18 protein-coding genes are annotated in these 21,553 nt (G+C 50.9%); 11 read left to right on the plus strand and 7 right to left on the minus strand.

The annotated features are described in order from the left end of the window. The 7 genes from E1189_RS20510 to E1189_RS20540 form a co-directional block, all read left to right on the plus strand. Positions 1–1,372 (plus strand): mannose-1-phosphate guanylyltransferase/mannose-6-phosphate isomerase (locus E1189_RS20510; RefSeq protein WP_155163033.1); only part of this gene is annotated, 1,372 nt, incomplete at its 5' end. 182 nt (positions 1,373–1,554) lie between these two features. Further along, a complete protein-coding gene (locus tag E1189_RS20515) occupies positions 1,555–3,984 on the plus strand; it encodes a DMSO/selenate family reductase complex A subunit (protein WP_155163034.1) in 2,430 nt (809 codons plus the stop codon). Positions 3,985–4,005: 21 nt separating this feature from the next. After that, entirely contained in the window at positions 4,006–4,626 is a 621-nt protein-coding gene (locus E1189_RS20520) for a DMSO/selenate family reductase complex B subunit (protein ID WP_155163035.1), read from the plus strand. Between the two features lie 3 nt (positions 4,627–4,629). Then, a complete protein-coding gene (locus E1189_RS20525; protein ID WP_155163036.1) occupies positions 4,630–5,478 on the plus strand; it encodes a dimethyl sulfoxide reductase anchor subunit family protein in 849 nt (282 codons plus the stop codon). A 62-nt stretch (positions 5,479–5,540) separates the two neighbouring features. After that, positions 5,541–6,206 (plus strand): TorD/DmsD family molecular chaperone, encoded by a 666-nt coding sequence (locus tag E1189_RS20530; RefSeq protein ID WP_155163037.1) that lies wholly within the window; start codon positions 5,541–5,543, stop codon positions 6,204–6,206. Then, positions 6,206–6,760, plus strand: coding sequence for a 4Fe-4S binding protein (locus E1189_RS20535; RefSeq protein WP_155163038.1), 555 nt, complete (start codon positions 6,206–6,208; stop codon positions 6,758–6,760). Before E1189_RS20530 ends, E1189_RS20535 begins: the two co-directional genes overlap by 1 nt. A gap of 202 nt (positions 6,761–6,962) precedes the next feature. Beyond that, on the plus strand, positions 6,963–7,523 hold the full coding sequence (locus E1189_RS20540; protein WP_155163039.1) for a cobalamin adenosyltransferase: 561 nt from the start codon (positions 6,963–6,965) through the stop codon (positions 7,521–7,523). Here E1189_RS20540 and E1189_RS20545 read toward each other — a convergent pair whose 3' ends face one another. The 4 genes from E1189_RS20545 to E1189_RS20560 are packed head-to-tail and all read right to left on the minus strand — an operon-like array spanning position 7,524 to position 10,743. Continuing rightward, positions 7,524–8,066, minus strand: coding sequence for a DUF3299 domain-containing protein (locus tag E1189_RS20545; protein WP_155163040.1), 543 nt, complete (start codon positions 8,064–8,066; stop codon positions 7,524–7,526). A gap of 15 nt (positions 8,067–8,081) precedes the next feature. Further along, positions 8,082–9,335 (minus strand): ABC transporter permease, encoded by a 1,254-nt coding sequence (locus tag E1189_RS20550; RefSeq protein WP_155163041.1) that lies wholly within the window; start codon positions 9,333–9,335, stop codon positions 8,082–8,084. Continuing rightward, entirely contained in the window at positions 9,332–10,078 is a 747-nt protein-coding gene (locus E1189_RS20555; protein ID WP_155163042.1) for an ABC transporter ATP-binding protein, read from the minus strand. Before E1189_RS20555 ends, E1189_RS20550 begins: the two co-directional genes overlap by 4 nt. A gap of 2 nt (positions 10,079–10,080) precedes the next feature. After that, complete coding sequence (locus E1189_RS20560; protein ID WP_155163043.1) at positions 10,081–10,743, minus strand: ZrgA family zinc uptake protein; 663 nt, start codon at positions 10,741–10,743, stop codon at positions 10,081–10,083. Between the two features lie 212 nt (positions 10,744–10,955). On the opposite strand from E1189_RS20560, the gene nhaC reads away from it, so the two are divergent. Further along, the gene (gene nhaC / locus E1189_RS20565; RefSeq protein ID WP_155163044.1) at positions 10,956–12,401 is read left to right on the plus strand and encodes a Na+/H+ antiporter NhaC; all 1,446 of its coding nucleotides are present in this window, start codon (positions 10,956–10,958) and stop codon (positions 12,399–12,401) included. 6 nt (positions 12,402–12,407) lie between these two features. Here the strand turns inward: nhaC and E1189_RS20570 are convergent, their stop codons facing one another. Further along, entirely contained in the window at positions 12,408–15,341 is a 2,934-nt protein-coding gene (locus tag E1189_RS20570; protein ID WP_155163045.1) for a hypothetical protein, read from the minus strand. Between the two features lie 229 nt (positions 15,342–15,570). Here E1189_RS20570 and E1189_RS20575 point away from each other — a divergent pair, with 229 nt between their 5' ends. Together E1189_RS20575 and E1189_RS20580 are read left to right on the plus strand one after the other, a co-directional pair. Further along, positions 15,571–17,130, plus strand: coding sequence for a SulP family inorganic anion transporter (locus E1189_RS20575; RefSeq protein ID WP_155163046.1), 1,560 nt, complete (start codon positions 15,571–15,573; stop codon positions 17,128–17,130). Between the two features lie 37 nt (positions 17,131–17,167). After that, the gene (locus tag E1189_RS20580) at positions 17,168–18,388 is read left to right on the plus strand and encodes a hypothetical protein (RefSeq protein ID WP_155163047.1); all 1,221 of its coding nucleotides are present in this window, start codon (positions 17,168–17,170) and stop codon (positions 18,386–18,388) included. A gap of 165 nt (positions 18,389–18,553) precedes the next feature. Here E1189_RS20580 and E1189_RS20585 read toward each other — a convergent pair whose 3' ends face one another. Together E1189_RS20585 and E1189_RS20590 are read right to left on the minus strand one after the other, a co-directional pair. Continuing rightward, positions 18,554–19,282: a class I SAM-dependent methyltransferase gene (locus E1189_RS20585; protein WP_196221541.1), complete on the minus strand. Its 729-nt coding sequence runs from the start codon at positions 19,280–19,282 to the stop codon at positions 18,554–18,556. A 100-nt stretch (positions 19,283–19,382) separates the two neighbouring features. Then, positions 19,383–19,835: a ferritin-like domain-containing protein gene (locus tag E1189_RS20590; RefSeq protein ID WP_155163049.1), complete on the minus strand. Its 453-nt coding sequence runs from the start codon at positions 19,833–19,835 to the stop codon at positions 19,383–19,385. Between the two features lie 208 nt (positions 19,836–20,043). Between E1189_RS20590 and E1189_RS20595 the strand changes: the two genes are divergently transcribed. Continuing rightward, on the plus strand, positions 20,044–21,537 hold the full coding sequence (locus E1189_RS20595) for a hypothetical protein (protein WP_155163050.1): 1,494 nt from the start codon (positions 20,044–20,046) through the stop codon (positions 21,535–21,537). The last annotated feature ends 16 nt before the right edge of the window (positions 21,538–21,553 follow it).

Genomic DNA, 21,553 nt, shown 5'->3' on the forward strand with positions numbered 1-21,553 from the left:
TGCAAACAACCAGAAAGGGCAACTTAGCCGGCCTAAGCAGTTTCAGCCTTTGGTGGATTCTTTCACTTTATTTCAAAATACTGTCCAGCGTTTGGATGGTTTAAATGGGGTTGAAGCTCCTTTTGTTGTGGTGAATGGGGAGCATCGTTTTCTTGCGGCAGAACAACTGCGCCAGCTTGGATATTCGGCGTCTTCTATTTTGTTGGAGCCTGAGGGTCGCAACACAGCTCCTGCTGTGGCGTTGGCGGCTTTCCAGTCGTTGACAGGGGGAGATGATCCTTTATTACTGGTTCTGGCTGCAGATCATGTGATTCAGGATGTTGGCGTTTTTTACTCTGCGGTGACTGGCAGTGTTGACAGTGCGGAGCAGGGGAGTCTGGTCACATTCGGAGTAACTCCCAGTCGTGCAGAAACCGGTTATGGTTATATCAAAGCTGGCTCTGGTGAGGGTTCTTTGCCCAGACCTGTTGGGGCCTTTGTGGAAAAGCCTGATCATACGACAGCTGAAAGCTATGTAGCCAGCGGTGAGTATTACTGGAATGCTGGCATGTTCCTGTTTCGGGCATCTGTGTATTTGCAGGAGTTAAAAACCTATCGGCCGGATATTTATACCGCTTGTGAAAAAGCAGCTGCCACTCAGGTGTCAGATCTTGATTTTACCCGTATTGATCAAAAGGCGTTTTTAGCCTGCCCTTCTGAATCTATTGATTATGCAGTGATGGAAAATACTACCAAAGCCATGGTGACGCCATTGGATGCCGGTTGGTCTGATATTGGTTCCTGGGCCGGGCTATCGGATGTATTACCAGCTGATGAATATAATAACCAGATTCACGGTGATGTGATCAGCCTTGATTCTAATAATTGCATGTTCCGTTCAGATGATAAATTACTGGCCTGTATTGGGCTGGATAACCTGATTGTGGTGAACACAGATGATGCGGTTTTGATTGCAGATAAACGTCGCAGTCAGGATATTAAGCAACTTGTAGAGAGGCTTCAGCAACAAGACCGTAAAGAAGCACTTTCTCACCGCAAGGTTTTTCGCCCATGGGGTTTTTACGATACGGTGGATTATGGCAATCGTTTTCAGGTGAAACATCTGGTAGTGAATCCCGGTGCCAGCCTTTCCTGCCAAAAACACTATCATCGAGCTGAACACTGGGTAGTTGTGACTGGCACGGCCAGAGTGACACGGGGGGAGGAAACTTTCCTTGTTGCTGAAAATGAGTCGGTCTTTATTCCTGCCGGGGAAATTCATCAGCTGGCGAATCCGGGTAAATTACCCTTGCACTTGATTGAGATTCAAAGTGGCGGTTATCTGGGTGAGGACGATATTACCCGTTTCACGGAGCCTGGTGGGGGGCAGTGAAACTGTCTCCCATGTTTTTGATTAAATGGTCCGGGCACTTAGCATTGTTTGATCCAAATCAGAGCTACTCCGTTAATATCTGAATAGAATTTGATCACAATCCTCACCTTTTACTTCAGTACTTTCATTTTGTGCTGTGCATTGCCGTGCGGGAGGGTTAATAAAACCTGATGGAACAACTCATGAAAAGTTGGATCGAAAACACTCTCATCTCTCCTTTGAAGCGTCGCAGCTTCATGAAATGGGGGTCTGCAATGGGTGGTGCTGCTGCGATTGCAGGCTCACTGCCTCTCAAATCGGTTGCCAAAGTTAATGTTGAACAGGCAAACGAGAATGTTACCAAAACCACCTGGTCTGCGTGTCTGGTTAACTGTGGCAGCCGCTGTGCCCTGCGTCTTCACACCAGAGATGGGGTGATTACCAGCGTAGAAACCGATAACACCGGTGATGAAAACACCTTTGGTCTGCACCAGATTCGCGCCTGTCTCCGTGGTCGTTCAATTAAGCACCGAGTGTACAATCCCGATCGCCTGAAATACCCCATGAAACGTGTGGGCAAGCGTGGTGAGGGGCGTTTTGAACGTATCAGCTGGGATGAAGCCCTCGACCTGATGGCCGATCAGCTGAAGGACAAGGCCAAACGCTTCGGCAACGACTCCATCTTCTGCTCCTATGGTTCCGGCACCACCGGTTACCGTACCGATGGCCGTAATGCCCTTCGTCGCCTGTTGAATATGACTGGCGGTTACCTGAACTACTACGGCAACTATAGCTGGGGCCAGATTCAGTTTGCTCTGCCATACACCTACGGTTCCAAAAAGCCGTCTGCGTTTGGCAGCTACACTACCGAAATTGAAAACAGCAACCTGCTGGTGATGTTCGGTTACAACCCTGCTGAAACCCGCATGAGTGGCGGCGGTGAAATCTATGAACACATGCACGCTATGAAAAAGCGTAGCGTGCGTACCATCATCATCGAACCTCGTTACACCGACACTATGCTCGGTAAGGAAGACGAGTGGATTCCCATTCGCCCCGGTACCGATGCCGCACTGGTAGAAGGCATTGCCCACGTATTGATCAGCGAGAATCTGGTTGATCAGGCGTTTCTGGATAAGTACTGTCAGGGTTTTGATGAGAAATCCCTGCCAGCCTCTGCCCCAAAGAACGGTCACTACAAAGCTCACATCATGGGCCAGGGCCCTGACGGTGTTGAGAAGACTCCGGAGTGGGCAGCCAAAATCACTGGTATTCCGGTCAAGCGCATTATTAAGCTGGCCCGTGAAATTGGCAACGCCAAGCCTGCGTATATTGTGCAGGGTACTGGCATCCAGCGTCAGGCTAACGGCGAGCAGACGGCCCGTTCCATCGTTATGCTGCCGATCCTCACCGGCAACATCGGCCTGCCCGGTACTCACACCGGCGACATGCCTGCTAACTACAACTATCCAGTGCCACGCCTGCCAACAGGTGCTAACCCTGTGAAGGCATCTATTCCTTTCTTCAAATGGACTGATGCCATTATCCGTGCCGACGAAATGACCGACAAAACCGACGGCCTGCGTAACTGTGAAAGCCTGAATAACGCGATCAAAATGATCATCTGTTACTCCGGCAATTTCGTGAACCAGCATGCGCAGTCCAACCGTACTGCTGAAATTCTTAAGGATGAAAGCCTGGTTGAGTTCATCACGGTGATTGATAATCACATGACCCCAAGCGCACGGTATGCTGACCTGCTTCTGCCGGATGTAACCTACTTCGAAAATACAGAGGTGACCTCTAACGGTTACGCGTCCGGCTCTCAAGGCGTTGTGTTCCCCATGGTGCCTGCGATAAAGCCCATGTATGAATGCCGCAGTGCGTATGACTTCTGCTCTTCTCTGGCAGAACGTTTCGGTATCCGCGAGAAGTACACCGAAGGCCGTACCCACGAAGAATGGGTCGAGTACCTCTACGCCGGTGCCATGGCGAAGGACCCTCAGCTCCCCAGTTTGAAAGACCTGCAAAAGAATGGTCCCTACAAGACGATAGCGCCTGAGGAAGGCCGCATTGCACTGGAAGATTTCCGCAATGATCCGGAAACCCATGCGCTGGGTACACCGTCTGGCAAGATCGAAATCTACTCCACCAGGCTGGAACAGATTGCCAGAGAGTGGACCCTGCCAGAAGGGGATGTGATCACCCCGCTGCCCCAGTATGTGACCACTTGGGAAAGCCATCTTGACCCCCTGACTGAGAAGTTCCCGCTGCAACTCATTGGTTTTCACACCAAAGGCCGTGTGCACTCTACCTACCACAATATTCCTGAATTGCGAGAAGCGGTGATAGATGGCGTGTGGATTAACCCCCGCGACGCTGAAGCCCGTGGCATCAAGAACGGTGACTCTGTGCGTATCTGGAACGATCGCGGTGAAACCCGTGTGCTGGCCAAAGTGACGCCACGGATTATTCCCGGCGTTATGGCTCTGGGGGAGGGTGCCTGGTATACGCCAGACCGCAAAGGTGTGGATCAGGGCGGCTGCATTAACACCCTCACAAGCCATCGCAATACGCCACTGTCCAAGGGTAACCCTCAACATACCAACCTGGTTGAGATCGCCAAGGTTTAAGGGCTTAAGGAATAGTTAGCTATGACCCAATTAGGATTTTATGTCGATACCAGCAAGTGTACCGGCTGCAAAACCTGTCAGCTGTCGTGCAAAGACGATAACCAGCTGCCCGTAGGTGTGAACTGGCGTCGTGTTTATGAATATGGCGGCGGCAACTGGGAAGAGAATAACGACGGCACCTTCTCACAGGACGTGTTCACCTACTACGCCTCCATCAGTTGCAACCACTGCGCCCGGCCTGCCTGCACCAAGGCATGCCCAACCGGTGCCATGCACAAGCGACCTGAAGACGGTCTGGTGCTGGTGGACGAAAGCGTATGCGTCGGCTGTCGTTACTGTGAAATGGCCTGCCCTTACGGTGCACCACAGTACAGCGAAGAGAAAAAACACATGACCAAGTGTGACGGTTGCTACGACCGTCTCGCACAGGGCCTTGGGCCTATCTGTGTGGAATCCTGCCCGCTGCGCGCTTTGGAGTTTGGCCCTATTGAAGAGTTGCGCGCCAAGTATGGCGACCGTGCCAATGTGGCACCGCTGCCTGATCCCACACTCACTCATCCGTCCGTAGTGATTGGCACCTGCCGCCACAGTCGCCCCAGTGGTGATACCACCGGCGCAATTCTGAACCCAACTGAGGTGTAAAGGATGAACGAATTACCTCTCGTTATTTTTACCGTTCTGGTGCAGGGTGCAGTGGGCCTGTTCCTCTGCCTCGGGCTGGTATCCATCCTGTTCCCGAAAACCGGTGAACAGGCCATGAACAAGGCCTTTGTCGCCACCATGGTGATGTTTGGCATTGGTGCCACAGCGGCTATCTTCCACCTCGGCACACCTGTACGTGCGTTTAATGTGTTGAACGGTGTTTCCCACAGTTCACCATTAAGCCTGGAAATTGTAGCGTTGAGCCTGTTTGGTGCTTCCGCTGTCGCCTACACAGGTATGCGCCTGTTTAACCTGCAGCCTGCACTGCGCAAGGTTCTGCTGCCCGTGGCTATGGTATTGGGCCTTGTGCTGGTTTACGCCATCGCACAGGTTTATACCCTGAGCACTGTGCCTACCTGGGACAGTGGCTGGACCTTGTTCCAGTTCCTGATGACGGCGGGCGTGATTGGCCCTGTGGGCGCGATGACACTGCTGCGCTGGCAGTCTGCCAGTGCCGGTCATTACCAGAAGATGGCAGACCGTGGTCTGGCAACCTTCGGGCTGATGATGCTGGTCGTGGCAGTCACCTGTTTTGTGGGCTTTGTCGTTTATCTCGGCGGCCTGACACTGCACAGCAATCCGCTGGCCATGATGGATTATCACTCCACACTGATGTTGGCCCGCGTGGCTCTGATGATGGTTGGTGTGATCTGTGCGGCAGTATCTGCAACCCGTGGCAACCATCAGGTAACCGGCGTAGCAGCACTCTGCTTCCTGCTGGTGGTTGTGGCTGAAGTGATGGGTCGTATCTTCTTCTACGACATTCACATCAGCGCCAGCGCCGGTATGTAACGGCAACTGCCTTATCTGCAGCCAGCCTGTGCTGGCTGCAGTTCTTTTCAGGATACAAGACAATGACTGAGCAGCAGCTCCATCAAATGGCAGGCCTTCATATTGCCAGCCAATTCTTTTACCGCTTTCTCCATCAGGCTCCCGATGCCGAATTGATTCAGGCTCTGCAGGGAGATGGTGATGTTTGTTTGCTGGATCACTGGCCCGTTGAGCTGAACGACGAAGATCAGCAGGCTCTGGCTATCATGAAAGCCGGGCTGGATACACATTTGAGCGAACTGTCCCAGGATTATGCAGATCTGTTTGTCGGCCCTAATGCGCTGCTGGCGGCTCCATGGGGTTCTGTGTATCTCACCGAAGATCAGGCGAACTGCGGCCAGCCTACTTTGCAGGTGAAAGCATTCTACCGCGAATACGGCGTTGAGATTGATACTGGCGAGAACGAACCGGACGACCATATCGGCCTGATGTTCGCGTTTCTGGCTCATCTGACCGAGCAAGGGTTGCAGGCGGCTGGCAATGGCGGAGAGGCAGAGCCGTGGATTACAGCGGCTAAGGCCTTCCTTGAACACCACATACTCACCTGGGCGCCTCGCTTCCTGACCATTATGGGGGAGAATGCCAGGTCTGATTTCTATAAAGGTGGAAGCCTGCTGTGTAAGGCGACACTGGATAGTTTTGCCGAGCTGACGGGGGCGCAGTTCAAAATCGTTAAGCTGTATCGCTAATGGAAGAGGCCAGTAAAGAGGAGGTGCGGTCACCTTCACGGCGAAACTTCTTTAAGCATCTCGCCCAGCCCCAGGAGATCAAACTGCCGGAAACCTTTCATCCGCGCCCACCCTGGAGTTGTGATAACAAAACCTTTCTGAGCCTGTGTGATCGATGCAATCTGTGCATTGATGCCTGCCCTCAGAAGGTTTTGCGCAAGTCGGAAGAGACAGATCCTGTATTGAAAAAACTGCCGGTGTTGATACTGGAATGCGGCAGCTGTGACTTTTGTGGTAAATGTGTGGAGGTCTGCCCCACAGATGCGCTGTCGAAAGAGAACGGCCGGCAGGCTCAGGCTGTTGCCGTGGTTAGCGGCAACTGTTCACCGGGTTATGGCTACCCCTGCCAGATGTGCGTAGAAGCCTGTGAGGTGGACGCGATAACACCACCTTCGTCGTCTGATGGCAAGTCTGATCGGAAAAAGGCCAGGGTTGATACCGAGCGCTGCACAGGCTGTGGTGAGTGTGTTTTAAGCTGTTATAACTATGCCATCTCTATGGAGAAACGTGCTTAAGGGTTAAGAGTCAGGTTGAGAATAGCGTGCCCTCGCTCCATGAGGTGATAAACGGTTCGTTCTCAATGGGGAAGCTGGCGTAGGCGTAGATGTGGGGCATGGTGCTCACTTTGTAGTTATTAGCCTGTGGCTTGCACTGTGTCAGTGTGCTGTCGTTTAATCGTCTCCATTATTTAAGACTCCAACCCCTCAGGTGCAGGCTATGACTCTGAAATACTCCGGCAATATCCGTGAACTCTGTTATCCGTTTATCTACGAGGACTCCCCCCTTTGTGACTACGAGATTCTGACGGATGAGCTGTGCACTCTGCTGGGTGGTGTGATTACAGAACTGGAAGGGGACGAGAATTTCGGGGATATTTATGATTTCCTGACAGCCCTTCAGCCCCGCATCTTTCACATGAATGGTTCCATTCGTGGCAAACAGGCCATTTTTGAAGAGCAGATTGAGTGGGTGGCGGAATACTTTGATCGCTACCAAAAGGAGATTGAAGGGCAGCTAAAGGGTTTTGTTCTTCCCCGTGGCGGACACGCTGTTCAACTGTTGCATATGGCGCGCTCGCTGTCCAAAAAAGTCGTGCGAGCACTGGTAAAAGTGGATGCTGCTGGCATTGATGTGCCTGATGAACTTCACCGAATGGGAAATATGCTTTGTAACTTGTTCTTCCGGTTGACGGTGGTAATCAATCGTCGTTCAGGAGTGGTGGAGCCTCCTTACGAGAGCTTGAGTTATAACCTCAAGCCCTCAAAGAAGTACTCCTGATTATTCGTACTCGACAATATTGGTGACACTGAAACCATAGAGGGTATCGGTGTAATCAGAGGTGTTTTTCTCCACCTTCAAAGTTCCTTCCAGCCAGTAGGGGGTATAACCGGCTTCGGTCACCTTCATGCCCTTGGGGTAGTGGACATAAATTGTCTGGTTGGGTGGCGGTGGCGGTACGTGAATACAGGAACCCATGGTGGGAACCAGAAGCAGTTCTGTCGCGACCTGATTCTTATCCATATTCAGTGGGACAAGGAATCCGGGAATTTTAACCTGGGTTTTATCCATTTTCATAACGGGGGTGTTCCCTAACACCTCCATATAATCCATCACATCTTCCCGGCTTAGTTTCCCGTCTTCCCATTTTTTAACCATGCCTTCATCAACGGGAGGCATCAGCCTTTCCCAGGTAATTTCTTCATAAATCGTGACTTTGCCGGTGGCTTTTGCTGGTGCATTTGCCGCCAGCGTGGCTGTGCTGATAAAGGCAAACACCAATGTCAGCAGACTGGTTTTTACTTTTTTAACGGTGTTATGCATCCCAAATGCTCGTTATTAAATCCTTACAGTGAGGCCATCGGCCAGAGAGTTTCGGTAAGCCCGCCAGGCTGGAATAGCACCAAGTACTGTTGCGCCCACGACGATCAAGCCTGCCAGAAGGCTTTCAAATTGACCGGGTAGGGTAATGGCAAGGTGGAGCCCCAGGTAACTTTGTACCACGGGTTGTACCGCAAATAACAGGCCGTAGGTAAAGGCAAAACCCAGTGCGGTGCCAACGACGCCGTAAATCAGGGATTCGGTAATCATCAGAACAAAGATATGCCAGGGGCGGGCACCCACGGAGCGCAAAATAGCCATCTCTCGTCGTCTTTCGTTGAGGGAGGTGAGAATCGTTGTCAGCATTCCCAGCAGGCCAGCAACAACAACCATGCCGGAAACGACCAGCAAAGCCTTTTCAGCAGAACCAACCAGCTTCCAGAGTTCACCCAGGGCCACACCGGGCAGGATGGCGGAAAGCGCTTCCTGGCGGTACTCGTTTACACTGCGCTGGTAACGGAAGGCTGCGATGCGGGATTTCAGACCCACATAGTAAGCGGTAATGCTGGAAGGCTGCAGGTGCATGGCCCTCGCCCTTTCAGCCGAGATGGCGAAAGCTGCAACCGGTGGCGCACCGTTCACCCAGTCGATATGCAGCGCTTCCATACCGCCCAGTGAAATCATAATCACCCGGTCCATCGGTGTGCCGGTGGGAGCAAGAATACCGGTCACGTGGAAAGGTTTATCGTCATGGCTTTGCAGACTCTTCTTCTCAATACCGTGACTGAGGGCAATCTGGGCACCTATGTGATAGCCGAGGGTCTGGGCCACTTCGGAACCAAGAACCGCGTCGTATACATCGTTGAAGGGCTTGCCGTCTACAAACGACAGATGTTCTTTATCACCATAAAGAAAGTGTTTGAACATATCCTGAGAGGTGCCCACAACTCGGTAACCCTTGTGGGAGTCTCCCAGCGAAATGGGAATAGTCCAGGCAACAGCCGGATCAGACGACAAATCCTGATAAGTTTCCCAGGTAATGTTGTTAGTAGCGTTGCCAATATGGAATACGGAGTACAGCAACAGGTTCAGGGAGCTGCTGCGGGCACCGACAATCAGGTCGGTACCCGACACGGTGCTGGTAAAGCTGTTCTTCGCTTCTACCCGCACTTTTTCCACACCTAGCAGCAGAGCAACACTGATGGCGATGGAAAAAATGGTGAGCAGGGCGGTTGTTCGACGGTTTTTCAGGCTTTGGTAAGCCAGCTTCATAACAGACACCAGGGAACCTCCACGGTTTTTTTCGCTGGAGTGGCGGCCTTGTTCAGTTCCTGCAGGGCGATGGAGCGATCGAACAAACTTTCCAGTGTTGCGTCATGGCTTACAAATATCAGAGTGCTGCCTGCCGCTTTGCACTCGGTGAAAAGCAATTGGATAAAGGCTTCCCGGGTTTCGGTATCCAGTGCGGATGTGGGTTCGTCAGCAATCACAATATCCGGCTGGCCGATCAGTGCCCGTGCGGCGGCAACCCGTTGCTGCTGCCCGATACTGAGTTCGGTAACACTGCGGGTTAGAAGAGCCGGGTCGTCCAGTTCCAGATGTTTGAGCAGACGAATAGCTTCTTCTTTCTTGCTGCGCCCGGTTTTGGCAACGGCTGCCTGTCGGTTTTTGGCAAAACTCAGGGGCAGGGTGATGTTATCAATCACTGATAAATAGGGAATCAGGTTGAACATCTGAAAGATAAAACCGATATGTTCGGCGCGAAAGTGATCTCGTTCGGCCGATGAACGCTGCGCAAGGTCGGTGCCCAGTACAGAAACAGAGCCAAGCTCCGGCGTCAGTACGCCGCCAAGCAGACCAAGCAGGGTGGTTTTTCCTGACCCGGACGGGCCACGAATAAAGACCTTCTCGCCCCGCTGGATAGAAAGCTCCCGGATGTCCAGCACAGGTGTGCCAGACGTCCAGCTGAACTTCACGTCACTCAGGGTAATAACCGATGGGTGAGTGTCGAGCATAATTAGAAACGTACCTCAGGGCGTTCGCGGTTGATTTCCACGAATACCTGCCCGTTGTTTGTCAGACCCTGAACCTTCAGCTCTCTGCTGTTGGGGAAGGTGTTAAAGAAGTTGCTGCTGCTAAAGGCGCGCAGCTTGCTGATGTTGCCACACTGGTACACATAAGTCGCCTGGATATCCATGTGGCCACCCTCAGCGTGGTTGTGGTCTGTGTGGCCATGACTGTCGTGCTTGTCGTGGTCTTTCTCATGATCGTCGTGGTGATCTTCGTGTTTAGTGTGGTCATCACCGTGATCGTGATGGTCACCATGATCATTATGGTCGTGGTGGTCTTCCTTGCCGAGGATGTCTGCTTTGGCCAGTGTGCAGGACGCTTCCGGGGTCAGGCTCCACAGTTCACCGTTGCCCAGCTTTTTATAGGCAGCCTGAAGCAGGTTCCGCTGTTCATCGGTTTTGATGGTCTCAAAACCCAGAATATCGAAGCCAGGGGTTTTCAATTCCAGATAAACCTGACCGCCATCAATGGCAAAGTTCAAAGCGCCGGAGCCGTGAACATGTTTTTCTGCATGGCGGGTGTGTTCCGCTGCCCAGGAAGGGGAAGAAAGGGCTACGCAAGCGATTGTCGCAGCAAGAGTGGCAATACGCTTTTGGGAAAAGAGCGCCATGTATGACTCCAAAGGATTGATTATGATTGAAGGGTTTCCATGAAATGTTACAACATAACGATTTTGTGTAAAAGATGTTGACTGACTCTGTGCAGGGTCCGTTGAATACGTCGCTTTATGAAATCCAGTTACTTCATGGTAGCCTTACGGGTTTGCCATGGCTGTTGAGTCAGGCGAATTTTCAATTGTTATCTGCCCGGGAGGGCACATCCATGGCTCCTGTTTCAAAACCGGTGAAACTCCCCGGTTTTTGCCATTCTCTTTGTACGTTTTTATGTATTCTGAGCATTATTTCTATCGGGTTGTTTTTCCTTTCAACCAGCCTCCACAGCTTGATGCTGGGATGCATTATTGTGTCTGCCGTAAGTGCCTGTGTATTGGGATATAGCTATCAAGAGGTACGGGATGCCATGAACGAAGGCATCCGAGGTGCGCTTCCCGCGATTTATATTTTCATTATGATTGGGGTGATGATCGCCTCTCTGGTGGAAAGCGGCACCTTAGCTACCATGATTTTTTACGGAATTCAGCTGATTGAGCCTGTTATTTTTTTACCGGCCAGTTTGGTGTTTTGTAGTTTAATGTCCATTGCCACGGGCAGTAGCTGGGGAACGGTGGGTACAGCGGGTGTCGTACTGATGGGGATCGGCTCGGCTATGGGCTTCCCGCCTCCGGTTGTTGCTGGTGTAATCGTGTCTGGTGCCTGTTTTGGCGATAAGATGTCACCTGTCTCCGACACCACAAATCTGGCTGCTATGTCGGCGGGAACCACTCTTTATGGTCACATTCGCAGTATGTGTTTCACAACCCTGCCTGTGTACTGTCTTGTGCTGGTGATTTTTGCATGGGTGGGGCTTAACAATGCCAGTCATCATTTTTCCGCCAGTGACCTGAACACCCTCACTCAAGGTTTACACGACACATTTACTATAAGCTGGCTGACTGTGATGCCACTGGTAATAATGCTGCTTCTCAGTGGTTTGCGAGTGCCTGCGGAAGTAGCGATGATGGCTGCTTCCCTTAGTGCTGTAGTGCTGGCAGTCACCTTACAAAACAGAGAGTTGGGAAGCGTACTGACCAGCCTGTTCCATGGCAGTGATATGCGTTCGGGCGTGGTCATTCTGGATAAGCTGCTGGCCCGTGGGGGGATTGCTTCCATGATGTGGACATTATCTCTGGCGCTTATGGCCCTGGCCCTGGGGGGGATTCTTAGCCACTTTGGTTTTCTCCGTGTTCTGGTAGCCGGGCTTCTCAACCGGGTCAGGCGGGGCGCAGCTCTTATTCCTGTCACCATTCTGACCTGCTTTATTGGCAACATCAGTATGGGGGAAGCCTATATGTCCATTATTCTGGGTGGGCAGTTGTTTGGTGAAGCTTATGACAATCTTGGGGTGGAACGCTCAATTCTTAGCCGTTCTCTGGAAGAAGGTTCTACCTTGACTATGGCACTGATTCCCTGGACGACAGGGGGCGCATTTTTTGCCTCTGCACTGGATGTATCCGTGCTGGATTATGCGCCTTGGGCTTTGTTGAACTGGCTCAACCCTGTGTTATCTATTGTTGGTGGTTATTTGGGTTTTATCCTGTTTCGCAATAACATACAGCCAGTGCTGAGCCAGGCGGGGGTATCGGAAAACCCCAGCCAGCATGTTATTTGAGGTGTTCTACTTCGATGTTTGAGGGTGGGGTGGCCCAGCGCCAATCCACCCAAGCTCCTGAGCAGCACAACTTTTACATATAGAATAATGTGTCGGCGGTTTGGCCTGAGCGCAGGACTGGCAGCTGAATCGTAGTTGCCCTACAGGATTTTCAGCTTTGCATTGTGAACAGAGCCGGCCATGACTGCGAGTATAAACAGAGCTGAGAGTATGCATATGCCTGCCCTTGGGCTTGCTGATTGACAGTGCATCATTGACAGCACAGTCTATGCAAAGATCATATCCCCTCTCCACGCATCCTCTTTCTTTATCTCGCTGGTAACAGTCTGGGCAGGTATAGTGGTGAACACCGCGCAGGTTTTTCTGTGGTTTTTGGTTTTTACACTCTCTTCCATCACAGATCAGGTTGGTGTATGTAGGGTTTGTATCCCTTATGCCGGGTATCAGGGTCATCTGGTGGCTGGACGGGCATTGGACTGTTTGTGGTAGGCCCGGAACACCTAATTGCTGTACACAGCTTTCCATACACTGATCGTAACCCCACATTCCCATACCGCATTGGCTGCAGTGCATAACCCATTCCCCCTTAATAGGTTTTTGCTCTGGTGGCTCCTTTTGTAGATCCAGACATTTGAAGTTGTCACATCGAATACCTGCTACACCAGCAACACCAATGTACTCTGTAGCCAGCTCCTTTGTTTTCCTGAGGGTGAGTGAATGGCCATTACTACAACACAAATAGTGGTGATCGGGTGCCTCAATGACTTCGGCTTCCTGTTTGTAAAGCTGGGTTTGGTGGGTTAGTGGAACTTTCAAGGCCTGCTGAGTTACAGGGTGGGAGGCTTTCGACCTGCCAGCCTTAAGAGCCGGTGCAAGAGTAGGAGTACCCGTTACAGGAGCGAATAAGCGTAAAACTGACGTCGGTGTTTGTTCATTGGGGGAGGCGGCCATCATTTTAATCACAGCCAATTCTTCTTTATCTGCAATTGCACTGGCGGATGACAGCCACTCTTCCCACATTTTTTGAGGTTTCAGGTGCCACTCACTCAGAGCTTCTTCTATAGAGGAACTATCTGACGGGCTAATCTGTTTTTTTCTTAAATAAATGGTTTCCAGAGATACGCCTGTGCGCAGCTCAAGGTAAGTCATCATCAGCTGCTCGAGGTGAACGGTAATTAGCGCGGAGGCATCGACTTTGCAGTTGGTCTCCTCCGGCCCGCAAAAGCTAAGGGGGGGGGCTGTGAAAAAGACTTTAAATGGTGGTTCGAGAGGGTTATGAGAAGGAACAAATATACTGAATTTGTTGATATGAGACGGGTAGATGCCATTCTCGTAGAGGGTTTGCAGTGCCTTGAGGCTCTCACGGAGAAAATGGCGGGATGTGTCCAGTGAGTGCGGGGAGCCTGTCAGTTTTTTGGATAGCTGTTCTGTATCGTCCGGAAAAACAATTATAGGAATATGGAGGGACCTTCCTGACCAGAAGGCGATATGTCTGGGGATAGGCAGAGAGACGTTTTGTCTGGATAGTACTCTTTTGATGGCCATAACCATATAAGTGCGCTCCAGTTCCGGGAGATCCTGAAAAATAATCAGTTGGTGTTGTGGTACAGTGGTGCCCTCATGGTACATAGGTGTGACCCTTCGAACGATAGGAAACTGGGTTATCTCAGGGCTTTGATCGACTAATAAAAAAGATTTATGGGGACCAAATGCCCCATGAAGAAGTGTCCAGAGTTCACTATCGTAGGATTCCTTTTTCTGCAATTTGCTATGCAGGTCGCTCTCCAGTTTCCACAGCTCTTTGTTTTTTTTGGCCTTAGGACTAGGATCCTTCGTCTTTTTTGCATCATTTGGTGGGGCTACAGGCGTCAGGAATAAGTTCTCTCTATATACGACTTCCAAAGCTTCGTGCTCTTCAGAAGAGCGAGTGTGGGCTCCAGAAAGTACGGGGATGGATGAAATCGGAATGTTCAAATCCTTGAATGCCTGAGCCATCATGATAACGGGCACTGCCAGGGTGCTGAGCTGTGTTTTAGAGTCAGTTCCGGGAGTGAGGGTGAGCACTTTGTGGGCAACCTCGGGGTACAGCAGTGCTATTCCTGCAAGCACATTGGCTTTAACTGTTTTGCTCAGCTCTGCGGGAACCCTGCTCTGAAGAGATAACAATTTCATGTTTCTCATCATAAGCTCCAGTGCACTGGGAGGTTGCACCGGGTCAGCATTATGGGAAGGGGCAGTTTTCGAGGCCTGATAGAGCGGGCGGAGATAGGTGATTAAGGGAACTTCTTCTACTGCCAGCAGGGGGCCAGCGGTATAGGCAGGAAAAGCCGTAACTACTGTTTCACCACTGAGTTGTCCCGCTACAGTGCTGTCGTGGATTTCGGAAAGGCTAAGGGCGATTGCTCTGGAATAGCCATCGAAGCCGCGTGAGAAATCCGATTTCTGGGAGTAAACCTGGGTCTTTTCTCCATTAAAAATCTTATACTTTTTCTGCCCCCCTCTATAGCTATGAATGGCGAAACCAAATAGCTCTTGTTTCCTCTCGGGAGGTGCATCTGCAGGAACGTCGGATGCAAATGCCGTGACCTTCAACGCTTCTGGAATCAGGATCTGTGCTCGCCCTCTGGGCTGACGGGGAGATAGCATATACAAGAACCCTCTTGCCAGTTTCATATAGCCGCTAATGGCGAGAGTATCTTTGTAGACGGTAGGGATTAAGAGTCGGTGGGAGGGTGTATCTTCTTGCGGATCTGCTGGCAATTCTAATTTCAGTACAATGTTTCTCATATTGTGGAGCCATTCCAGGGTCACCACGGTTCCCGGAGCCTGTGCACAGGCGTAGGGGGAAAGAGTGGCAAGGAGAAGCAGGAAGGTAAAGACCAGCCACACAGCATGGCCAGAATGGGCTGTGTCAAGTGTTTGCTGTTTGAAGTGCTGCATACAGGCCTCCCGTGATATCCCTGAAAACGCGGGGGAGGCAGTATAGTTCAGTCTGAGGAATGTAAGAGACCGGCTTTTGGGGGATTTTATGAAAGCGTGCGTGGTCGTTTATTGATGTAAAAAAGAACTGCCTTTATACTCCGCGCGGCTAAATCTAACTAAAAATAATAACACTCCTATTATAAATAGTATTAAATTTTCAAATACCGGTTATCGGAGAGAATCCCTTTTGTTTGATATTCGCGTAAGTAGAGTCGCATCTGTTAAAAATGATCTGCTTTCGGGCCTGACAGTCGCGCTGGCCCTTGTTCCTGAAGCTGTTGCTTTTGCCTTTGTTGCTGGTGTTGAACCGCTGGTGGGGCTTTATGCAGCTTTTATGGTGGGTTTGATTACAGCGACTGTCGGCGGTCGGCCCGGGATGATTTCTGGAGCAACAGGAGCTCTGGCAGTAGTCATGGTGGCACTGGTTGCCGATCATGGCGTGGAGTACCTGTTTGCCACAGTTGTACTGATGGGTATTTTGCAGGTGCTGGCAGGTATTTTCCGGTTGGGGAAATTTATTCGTATGGTGCCACACCCGGTGATGCTGGGTTTTGTGAATGGTCTGGCCATTGTCATCTTTCTGGCACAGCTGGGGCAATTTGGTACTGGTTCAGGTCCAGGCTGGCTGGCGGGTACTTCTTTGGAAGGCAGTGTGGCCGATGTGGCCTTTATGGAAGGGCAGGCCCTTTACATTATGCTGGGGCTGGTGGCACTGACCATGTTTATTATTCACTTCCTGCCCAGGCTGACCAAGATGATTCCATCTTCCCTTGCAGCCATTCTAGTGGTGTCCGGGTTAGTGATTGGCTTTGGACTGGATACCAGGAGCGTCGGTGATGTGGCCGGTATTGCAGGTGGTCTGCCGAAGTTTCATATCCCCACAGTGCCTTTAAATTGGGAAACTCTGACCATCATTTTCCCATATTCGGTGATTCTGGCGGCTATCGGCATTATTGAATCCCTGCTCACCCTGCGTATGGTGGATGAAATCACTGAAACCCATGGCAGCAGTAATCGTGAGTGTGTGGGGCAGGGAGTTGCCAATGTTGTGACTGGTTTCTTTGGTGGCATGGGAGGCTGCGCAATGATTGGGCAGAGCATGATCAATGTGAACTCCGGTGGTCGTGGGCGCTTGTCTGGCATCACCGCGGCACTGTGTCTGTTGTGCTTTATCCTGTTTGCCTCCTCATTGATTGAGATGATCCCGGTAGCGGCACTGGTGGGGGTGATGTTTATGGTGGTGCTGGGCACCTTTGAGTGGAGTAGCTTCCGGATTATGAACAAGGTACCCAAAGGTGATGCCTTTGTTCTGGTTCTGGTATCTGTAGTGACTGTGCTGACGGACCTTGCGGTGGCTGTTGTAGTGGGTGTGATTGTCTCTGCACTGGTCTTTGCCTGGGAGCATGCAAAACATATTCGGGTGGAAAAGCAGAATGATGAGAAAGGTTCGACTGTTTACAAAGTGCACGGTCCGCTGTTCTTTGGCTCTACTACCGGCTTTCTGCAACAGTTTAACCCCAGAGACGATAACACCGATGTGATTGTGGATTTTGCGGATTCCCGTGTAAGTGACCACTCTGGATTAGAAGCTATTGATACCCTTGCGGAGCGATATATGAATGCTGGTAAGGTGCTGCATCTGCGCCACCTCAGCCGGGACTGTCGTAAGCTACTTAAGAAAGCAGGCAGCCTTGTGGAAGTGAATGTGATTGAAGACCCCCGGTATTTTGTTGCTACGAACGCTTAACCTTCATTAAAAGCCTTGCTGAAACGGATTTCACTTTATGGCGCATTCAAAAATACAAGCCTCTCTTGCCATTGGATGGCTTTGTGGCTTGTTTCTTTTCAATGTGAGCACGACTCATGCTGTCGGTGTGGAAGGCTATACGCCTGTAAACAACTGCGGTGTTCTTGTAAAACCCTATGCGACCTGCAGCTCCTCTCCCGGTGTTTTGGAAAAACCCACAGACGATGTTGGCAGCGAGGCTGTGCGGTTTCCCGATCGTCAAGGGTGGGCAGTTTTCTTGCGGTCGGTGGCACCTGCTCATCAACAAGCGGGAAGCATCGCTTTTCTCAATGCTCCTTGGAAACAGCGCCGTTCCACATTCTCCTTCGAGAATTATTGGCTTCGAGATGCTCCGGAGAAGTTTGAACCCCGAGATTCGGTACAGCAGCATTTAGCATTGGCTGGTTCTAAGGGCCAGGCTGTTGAAAAAGAGTTGGCCCGATGTGGTCAGCAGGCCAAAGATGTTGTGTTTTTCAATGATACCTTATCTCGTTATATCCGGGATAACGACCTGTGGTACCGGGCTGGTATACGGCAGTTTTTCAATACTGGAAAGCCATTGACCTTTCCTCAGGGCAGCATCCGCCTGAAATCAAGCTGGGTGAAAACCAATAATGTGAAAGATACTGGTAACTTTATTACTTCACGGGATAGCAAGTTCCAACTCTGGAAAATGGTGTCCCTGCATATTGCGACAAAGCAAATCCCCGGCTGGACCTGGACGACCTTTGAGCATCGAAATAATCCCTGTTTTAACAAATCCCCTAAGGCTCAGGACAGTTTTGGTTATCCCTATGGTCCCCAGGGCGAGTACAGCAAAGAGTTGTTGCACATGGCTCACAGTGTGGCCGGGACAGATGCCCGTTTCCTTCAGCTGCTTGAGGTGATCACCAACTATCGTTTGGTGGGTACGATGACGGATTATGTCGATACCACAGGCCGTCCTATTGTTCTCGGCAGTTCAGTGACAGAAGCTGGCACGTTACAAACCGCCAGTTGTAAAACCTGCCATAGCCGTGCTGCACTGAATCTTTCTGTCACAAAGCCGTTAGGTATGCTGAATGGCAAAGGAGAAGGGTTTATTGGCAGTCCTCAGTGGCAGTGGTTCTTTTTCGAGGGGGAGTCAGGTGAGTTGAAGCAGAGGTTTATTCAAACAGACTTTCTCTGGTCACTCCCCCTGTGTGCTGCTGCTACGGATACTTCAGTGACAGAGTGTTAAGTACCCGGACCATTGCTTTCGCATAGTCTGACGGCGTCTTTTTCCGCCCTTGCTGCGTCACAACTCTGGTCACGTTGCGGGCTACGCTCCCGACGTTGTTCCTTGAAGAGCGAAAAAATTCACTCGCCACCATTATGCGAAAGCAATGGTCCGGGTACTTAGAGGTTATTCCCCCACTTTCCGATAAATCAGAATATAAAGCTCCGGCTCATTGAGCAGGCTATCTATCTCCAGCCCTGAGTCTTCAATCAATTTAACAGCCTCTTGTCTATTAGGAGGAAGAGTTCCCGGAACAATGGAGGGATCCTTCCTGTTCAGAGTTTGTACGAATCCGCGACCGAGAGGGTGGGTGATCAAAAGCTTTCCTCCGGCTTTGAGCTGTTTGGTGAGTTTGTGAATCACGGCTTTCTGATCATAGAAATTACCAAAGCAGGCATTGCACCAGGCGGCGTCGTAGAATTCTTTGACATTTGCTCTATCAGGAAAGTCAAGAACATCCCCCTGCCAGACAGCAATATCATGGTCAGAAAAACGGGATTCAACGTTTTTCAGCTGATTGGCACAAAGGTCAATACCCGTAATATGACTGCAGGGGTAAAGTTGAATCATAGCCGGGAATAATGCCCCGGCTCCACATCCAATATCCAGAAAGCGAGGTGAGGCGGTGGTCGGGAGATCGTATCCGGACGCTACAATCCGCTGCAGACATGGCTTCACATATTCTGGCACTGCCTCTTCCGAGGCAAACCATTCGGCAGTGTCTTCAAAAAAGGCCCGCTGACGAGCGACCTGTTCCTGGTAAGAGGCAGTATGGTTATTATCAGATGTTTGCTGGTCGACTCGATGATTCAGGTGATGGGCTATAACCTTATCTTCATGTTGTTTTAATGACACTGATTTCCCCCTCAAATCTTTGACTCCACAGGGTATCTTCTGTGTAAGTGATGCTGAAGGGGCGAAACCTGGATGAAGGCTTCGCCCGTATATTGAGCGATTAGACAACGCTGGCAATTTCTCCAGGTTTTCTCAGCATCTTATCAATATCGCCAATATGGCTTTCCTCTTCCGCAATCAGCTGGCGGGCGTATTCTTCAACAAATATGGATTTTTCTTCTACCGCTAGCTCCAGCAGTTGGTAATAAAGATTGATTCCGGCTTTTTCAAACTGCAGGGACTCAAGCAGGATGTTGTGAATATCATGCTGAGAGGTTTCCAGCAGCTCGCCAATACCAATAGAGGGGTGTTCTCCGAAGTGTGTGATCATCTCTCCTGCATTATGGGCATGGGTGAGCGTTTCCGTTGCGGCGCTGCGCAGCCAGCTAACGATAGGAATTCGGCTGTGACCAAATACCATGAAACTGTAATGAGTGTACCGTACGACACCAGCCAGTTCATGTTCAAGAATCGCATTGAGCTTGGCTATGATTGCGGCTTTATGGGTGGACATTGTTTAATCTCCAGTGACTTGTTGCTCATCAGGCCAGTGGAGTATAGAAAAAAACTCGTTGTCTGGTGCATTGAAAGAATGAGTCAACGACAGAGTGGTTGATAGTCCCTGGCAAGGTTTAAAGTGGGGGCTTTGTACTCAGCTGAAGGCAGCTAAAGTGCAGTCGGAAGTTGCCTGAAGTAACAGCCTGTAAGGCTCGCTGGGTGAAATGGAACTGTCAGCCTTAACGACTGTCTCAGCGAGTATGACGGACGCTATTCAAGCATTCACTCTCAGAGCGGTGACACAATATCTGTTTCGCAGAAGCTGTATCAGTGTATTCTTTGCTGGTTGCCTGTGCACAATTGCTTGTGGGCAGGACGTCCCAGAACCTGCCGATCATGGCATTCCCCTCAGTGTTTCTTATGTTGCTGCCCCCACAGGCACCTTCTTCCCGCAAGATAGCGGTACGCTGCTCTACTTTGAGGGAGTGGATGTGTTCTCTGGCGCAGGCAGTGCCATTCAAAATGGCATTATCAGCACACTGTACAATATGGGTGCATCTTTTGCTGTGATGAGTCTCATCGCCACCCTTCCTGTCACGGGGCCGGGAGCCATCGTCGCGATGACCATGACGGCTCTGTGGAAGTATCGCATCCCCCTCAGCTGGTGGCGTTCCTACCGCATAGCTCTGGAAGGAGTATGGAATTACCAGCACCGGCGAGTGGGTAATATGCCAGTTTACTTCTCGTCCCACAGATTGCAGCGCAGGCTGATAGTGAACTGGCGTTTTCCTTATAGTGATGAACGTCCTGTGCAGTTGGATATTGTGGTCGTGCCGCAGCTGGATTCTGGGGAGGCTGAAACGGGCACTGTTGCAGAACAGGAGCAGGGCTGGTTGGCCATGGCCCGGAGTTTGAAGGAGAAAGAACTTGTTCGGTTTGTGATCAGCATCGGGCAGGAGCAGTTTGTTGTATCTGCTCAGCATCAATCCGGGCAATGGTTTCATCGCACATTATCGCGGCCTGAGCAGCCGTTAGTGGTGGAGCAGCTGGTGGAATGGGGAAAGCGTAAAGAGATCAATGATGGTTTCACCTTGCTTTCTACTTCCAGCCTGAATTATCTCACCCGTGCGCTGGAGTGCCAGGCGTTCGATGTTCCTCCCTGGGCAGCAGGTTTTAGCCCGGACCGGAAGTTGTCAGAAGGCGAGGAGGGGTCTTTATGGGAACTAGGCACTGATATAAGCAGCACCACCGATAACAGAGTCAACGCTGAATGTGGTTTTCTGGGGATTGTTGATAACAGCACCCGTTACGGGGGGCTGGCCGGGTACATGCATTTGAACACTCAAGGCTGCGGCAAGCAGGACGCATTGTTTGACCGGTACAATACCGGAGGTTTTGAAAACGAACTTATTCAGAATAACTACATACAGGTTGTGCCTTACTGGCTGACAACACTGGTGTTACGCATAGTGGAAGAGGGGGTGTCTATCGGTGTGCGCACAGCCGCAACTCCTTATATGCCAGCGGTAGAGAATGACTCTGCCACTCCTGAACAGAACCTCAGCGACTGGCTGGCCTCTGCAGAATCTCAATGGATTCGAGGTATTACACTGGGTAAGCCTGATGTGGAAAGTCAGCCTGCACAGGGCAAGGTGTTTTGTCGCTGGCTCCGTGGCAGTGGCATTACGGGAAATCTTGGTAAAGCCGTTTCGAAGTGAGTTGGCTGATAGGGTA

Source organism: Parendozoicomonas verongulae (genome assembly GCF_009711465.1).
In the GTDB taxonomy this organism is placed as follows: domain Bacteria; phylum Pseudomonadota; class Gammaproteobacteria; order Pseudomonadales; family Endozoicomonadaceae; genus Sansalvadorimonas; species Sansalvadorimonas verongulae.

Bases quoted from the DNA above. Each gene is read 5' to 3' on its own strand.
- E1189_RS20525 (WP_155163036.1), top strand. From the start codon at position 4,630: ATGAACGAATTACCTCTCGTTATTTTTACCGTTCTGGTGCAGGGTGCA.
- E1189_RS20555 (WP_155163042.1), bottom strand. From the start codon at position 10,078: ATGCTCGACACTCACCCATCGGTTATTACCCTGAGTGACGTGAAGTTC.
- E1189_RS20515 (WP_155163034.1), top strand. From the start codon at position 1,555: ATGAAAAGTTGGATCGAAAACACTCTCATCTCTCCTTTGAAGCGTCGC.
- E1189_RS20570 (WP_155163045.1), bottom strand. From the start codon at position 15,341: ATGCAGCACTTCAAACAGCAAACACTTGACACAGCCCATTCTGGCCAT.
- E1189_RS20595 (WP_155163050.1), top strand. From the start codon at position 20,044: ATGGAACTGTCAGCCTTAACGACTGTCTCAGCGAGTATGACGGACGCT.
- E1189_RS20550 (WP_155163041.1), bottom strand. From the start codon at position 9,335: ATGAAGCTGGCTTACCAAAGCCTGAAAAACCGTCGAACAACCGCCCTG.
- E1189_RS20580 (WP_155163047.1), top strand. From the start codon at position 17,168: ATGGCGCATTCAAAAATACAAGCCTCTCTTGCCATTGGATGGCTTTGT.
- E1189_RS20590 (WP_155163049.1), bottom strand. From the start codon at position 19,835: ATGTCCACCCATAAAGCCGCAATCATAGCCAAGCTCAATGCGATTCTT.
- E1189_RS20545 (WP_155163040.1), bottom strand. From the start codon at position 8,066: ATGCATAACACCGTTAAAAAAGTAAAAACCAGTCTGCTGACATTGGTG.
- nhaC (WP_155163044.1), top strand. From the start codon at position 10,956: ATGGCTCCTGTTTCAAAACCGGTGAAACTCCCCGGTTTTTGCCATTCT.
- E1189_RS20540 (WP_155163039.1), top strand. From the start codon at position 6,963: ATGACTCTGAAATACTCCGGCAATATCCGTGAACTCTGTTATCCGTTT.
- E1189_RS20535 (WP_155163038.1), top strand. From the start codon at position 6,206: ATGGAAGAGGCCAGTAAAGAGGAGGTGCGGTCACCTTCACGGCGAAAC.
- E1189_RS20520 (WP_155163035.1), top strand. From the start codon at position 4,006: ATGACCCAATTAGGATTTTATGTCGATACCAGCAAGTGTACCGGCTGC.
- E1189_RS20560 (WP_155163043.1), bottom strand. From the start codon at position 10,743: ATGGCGCTCTTTTCCCAAAAGCGTATTGCCACTCTTGCTGCGACAATC.
- E1189_RS20530 (WP_155163037.1), top strand. From the start codon at position 5,541: ATGACTGAGCAGCAGCTCCATCAAATGGCAGGCCTTCATATTGCCAGC.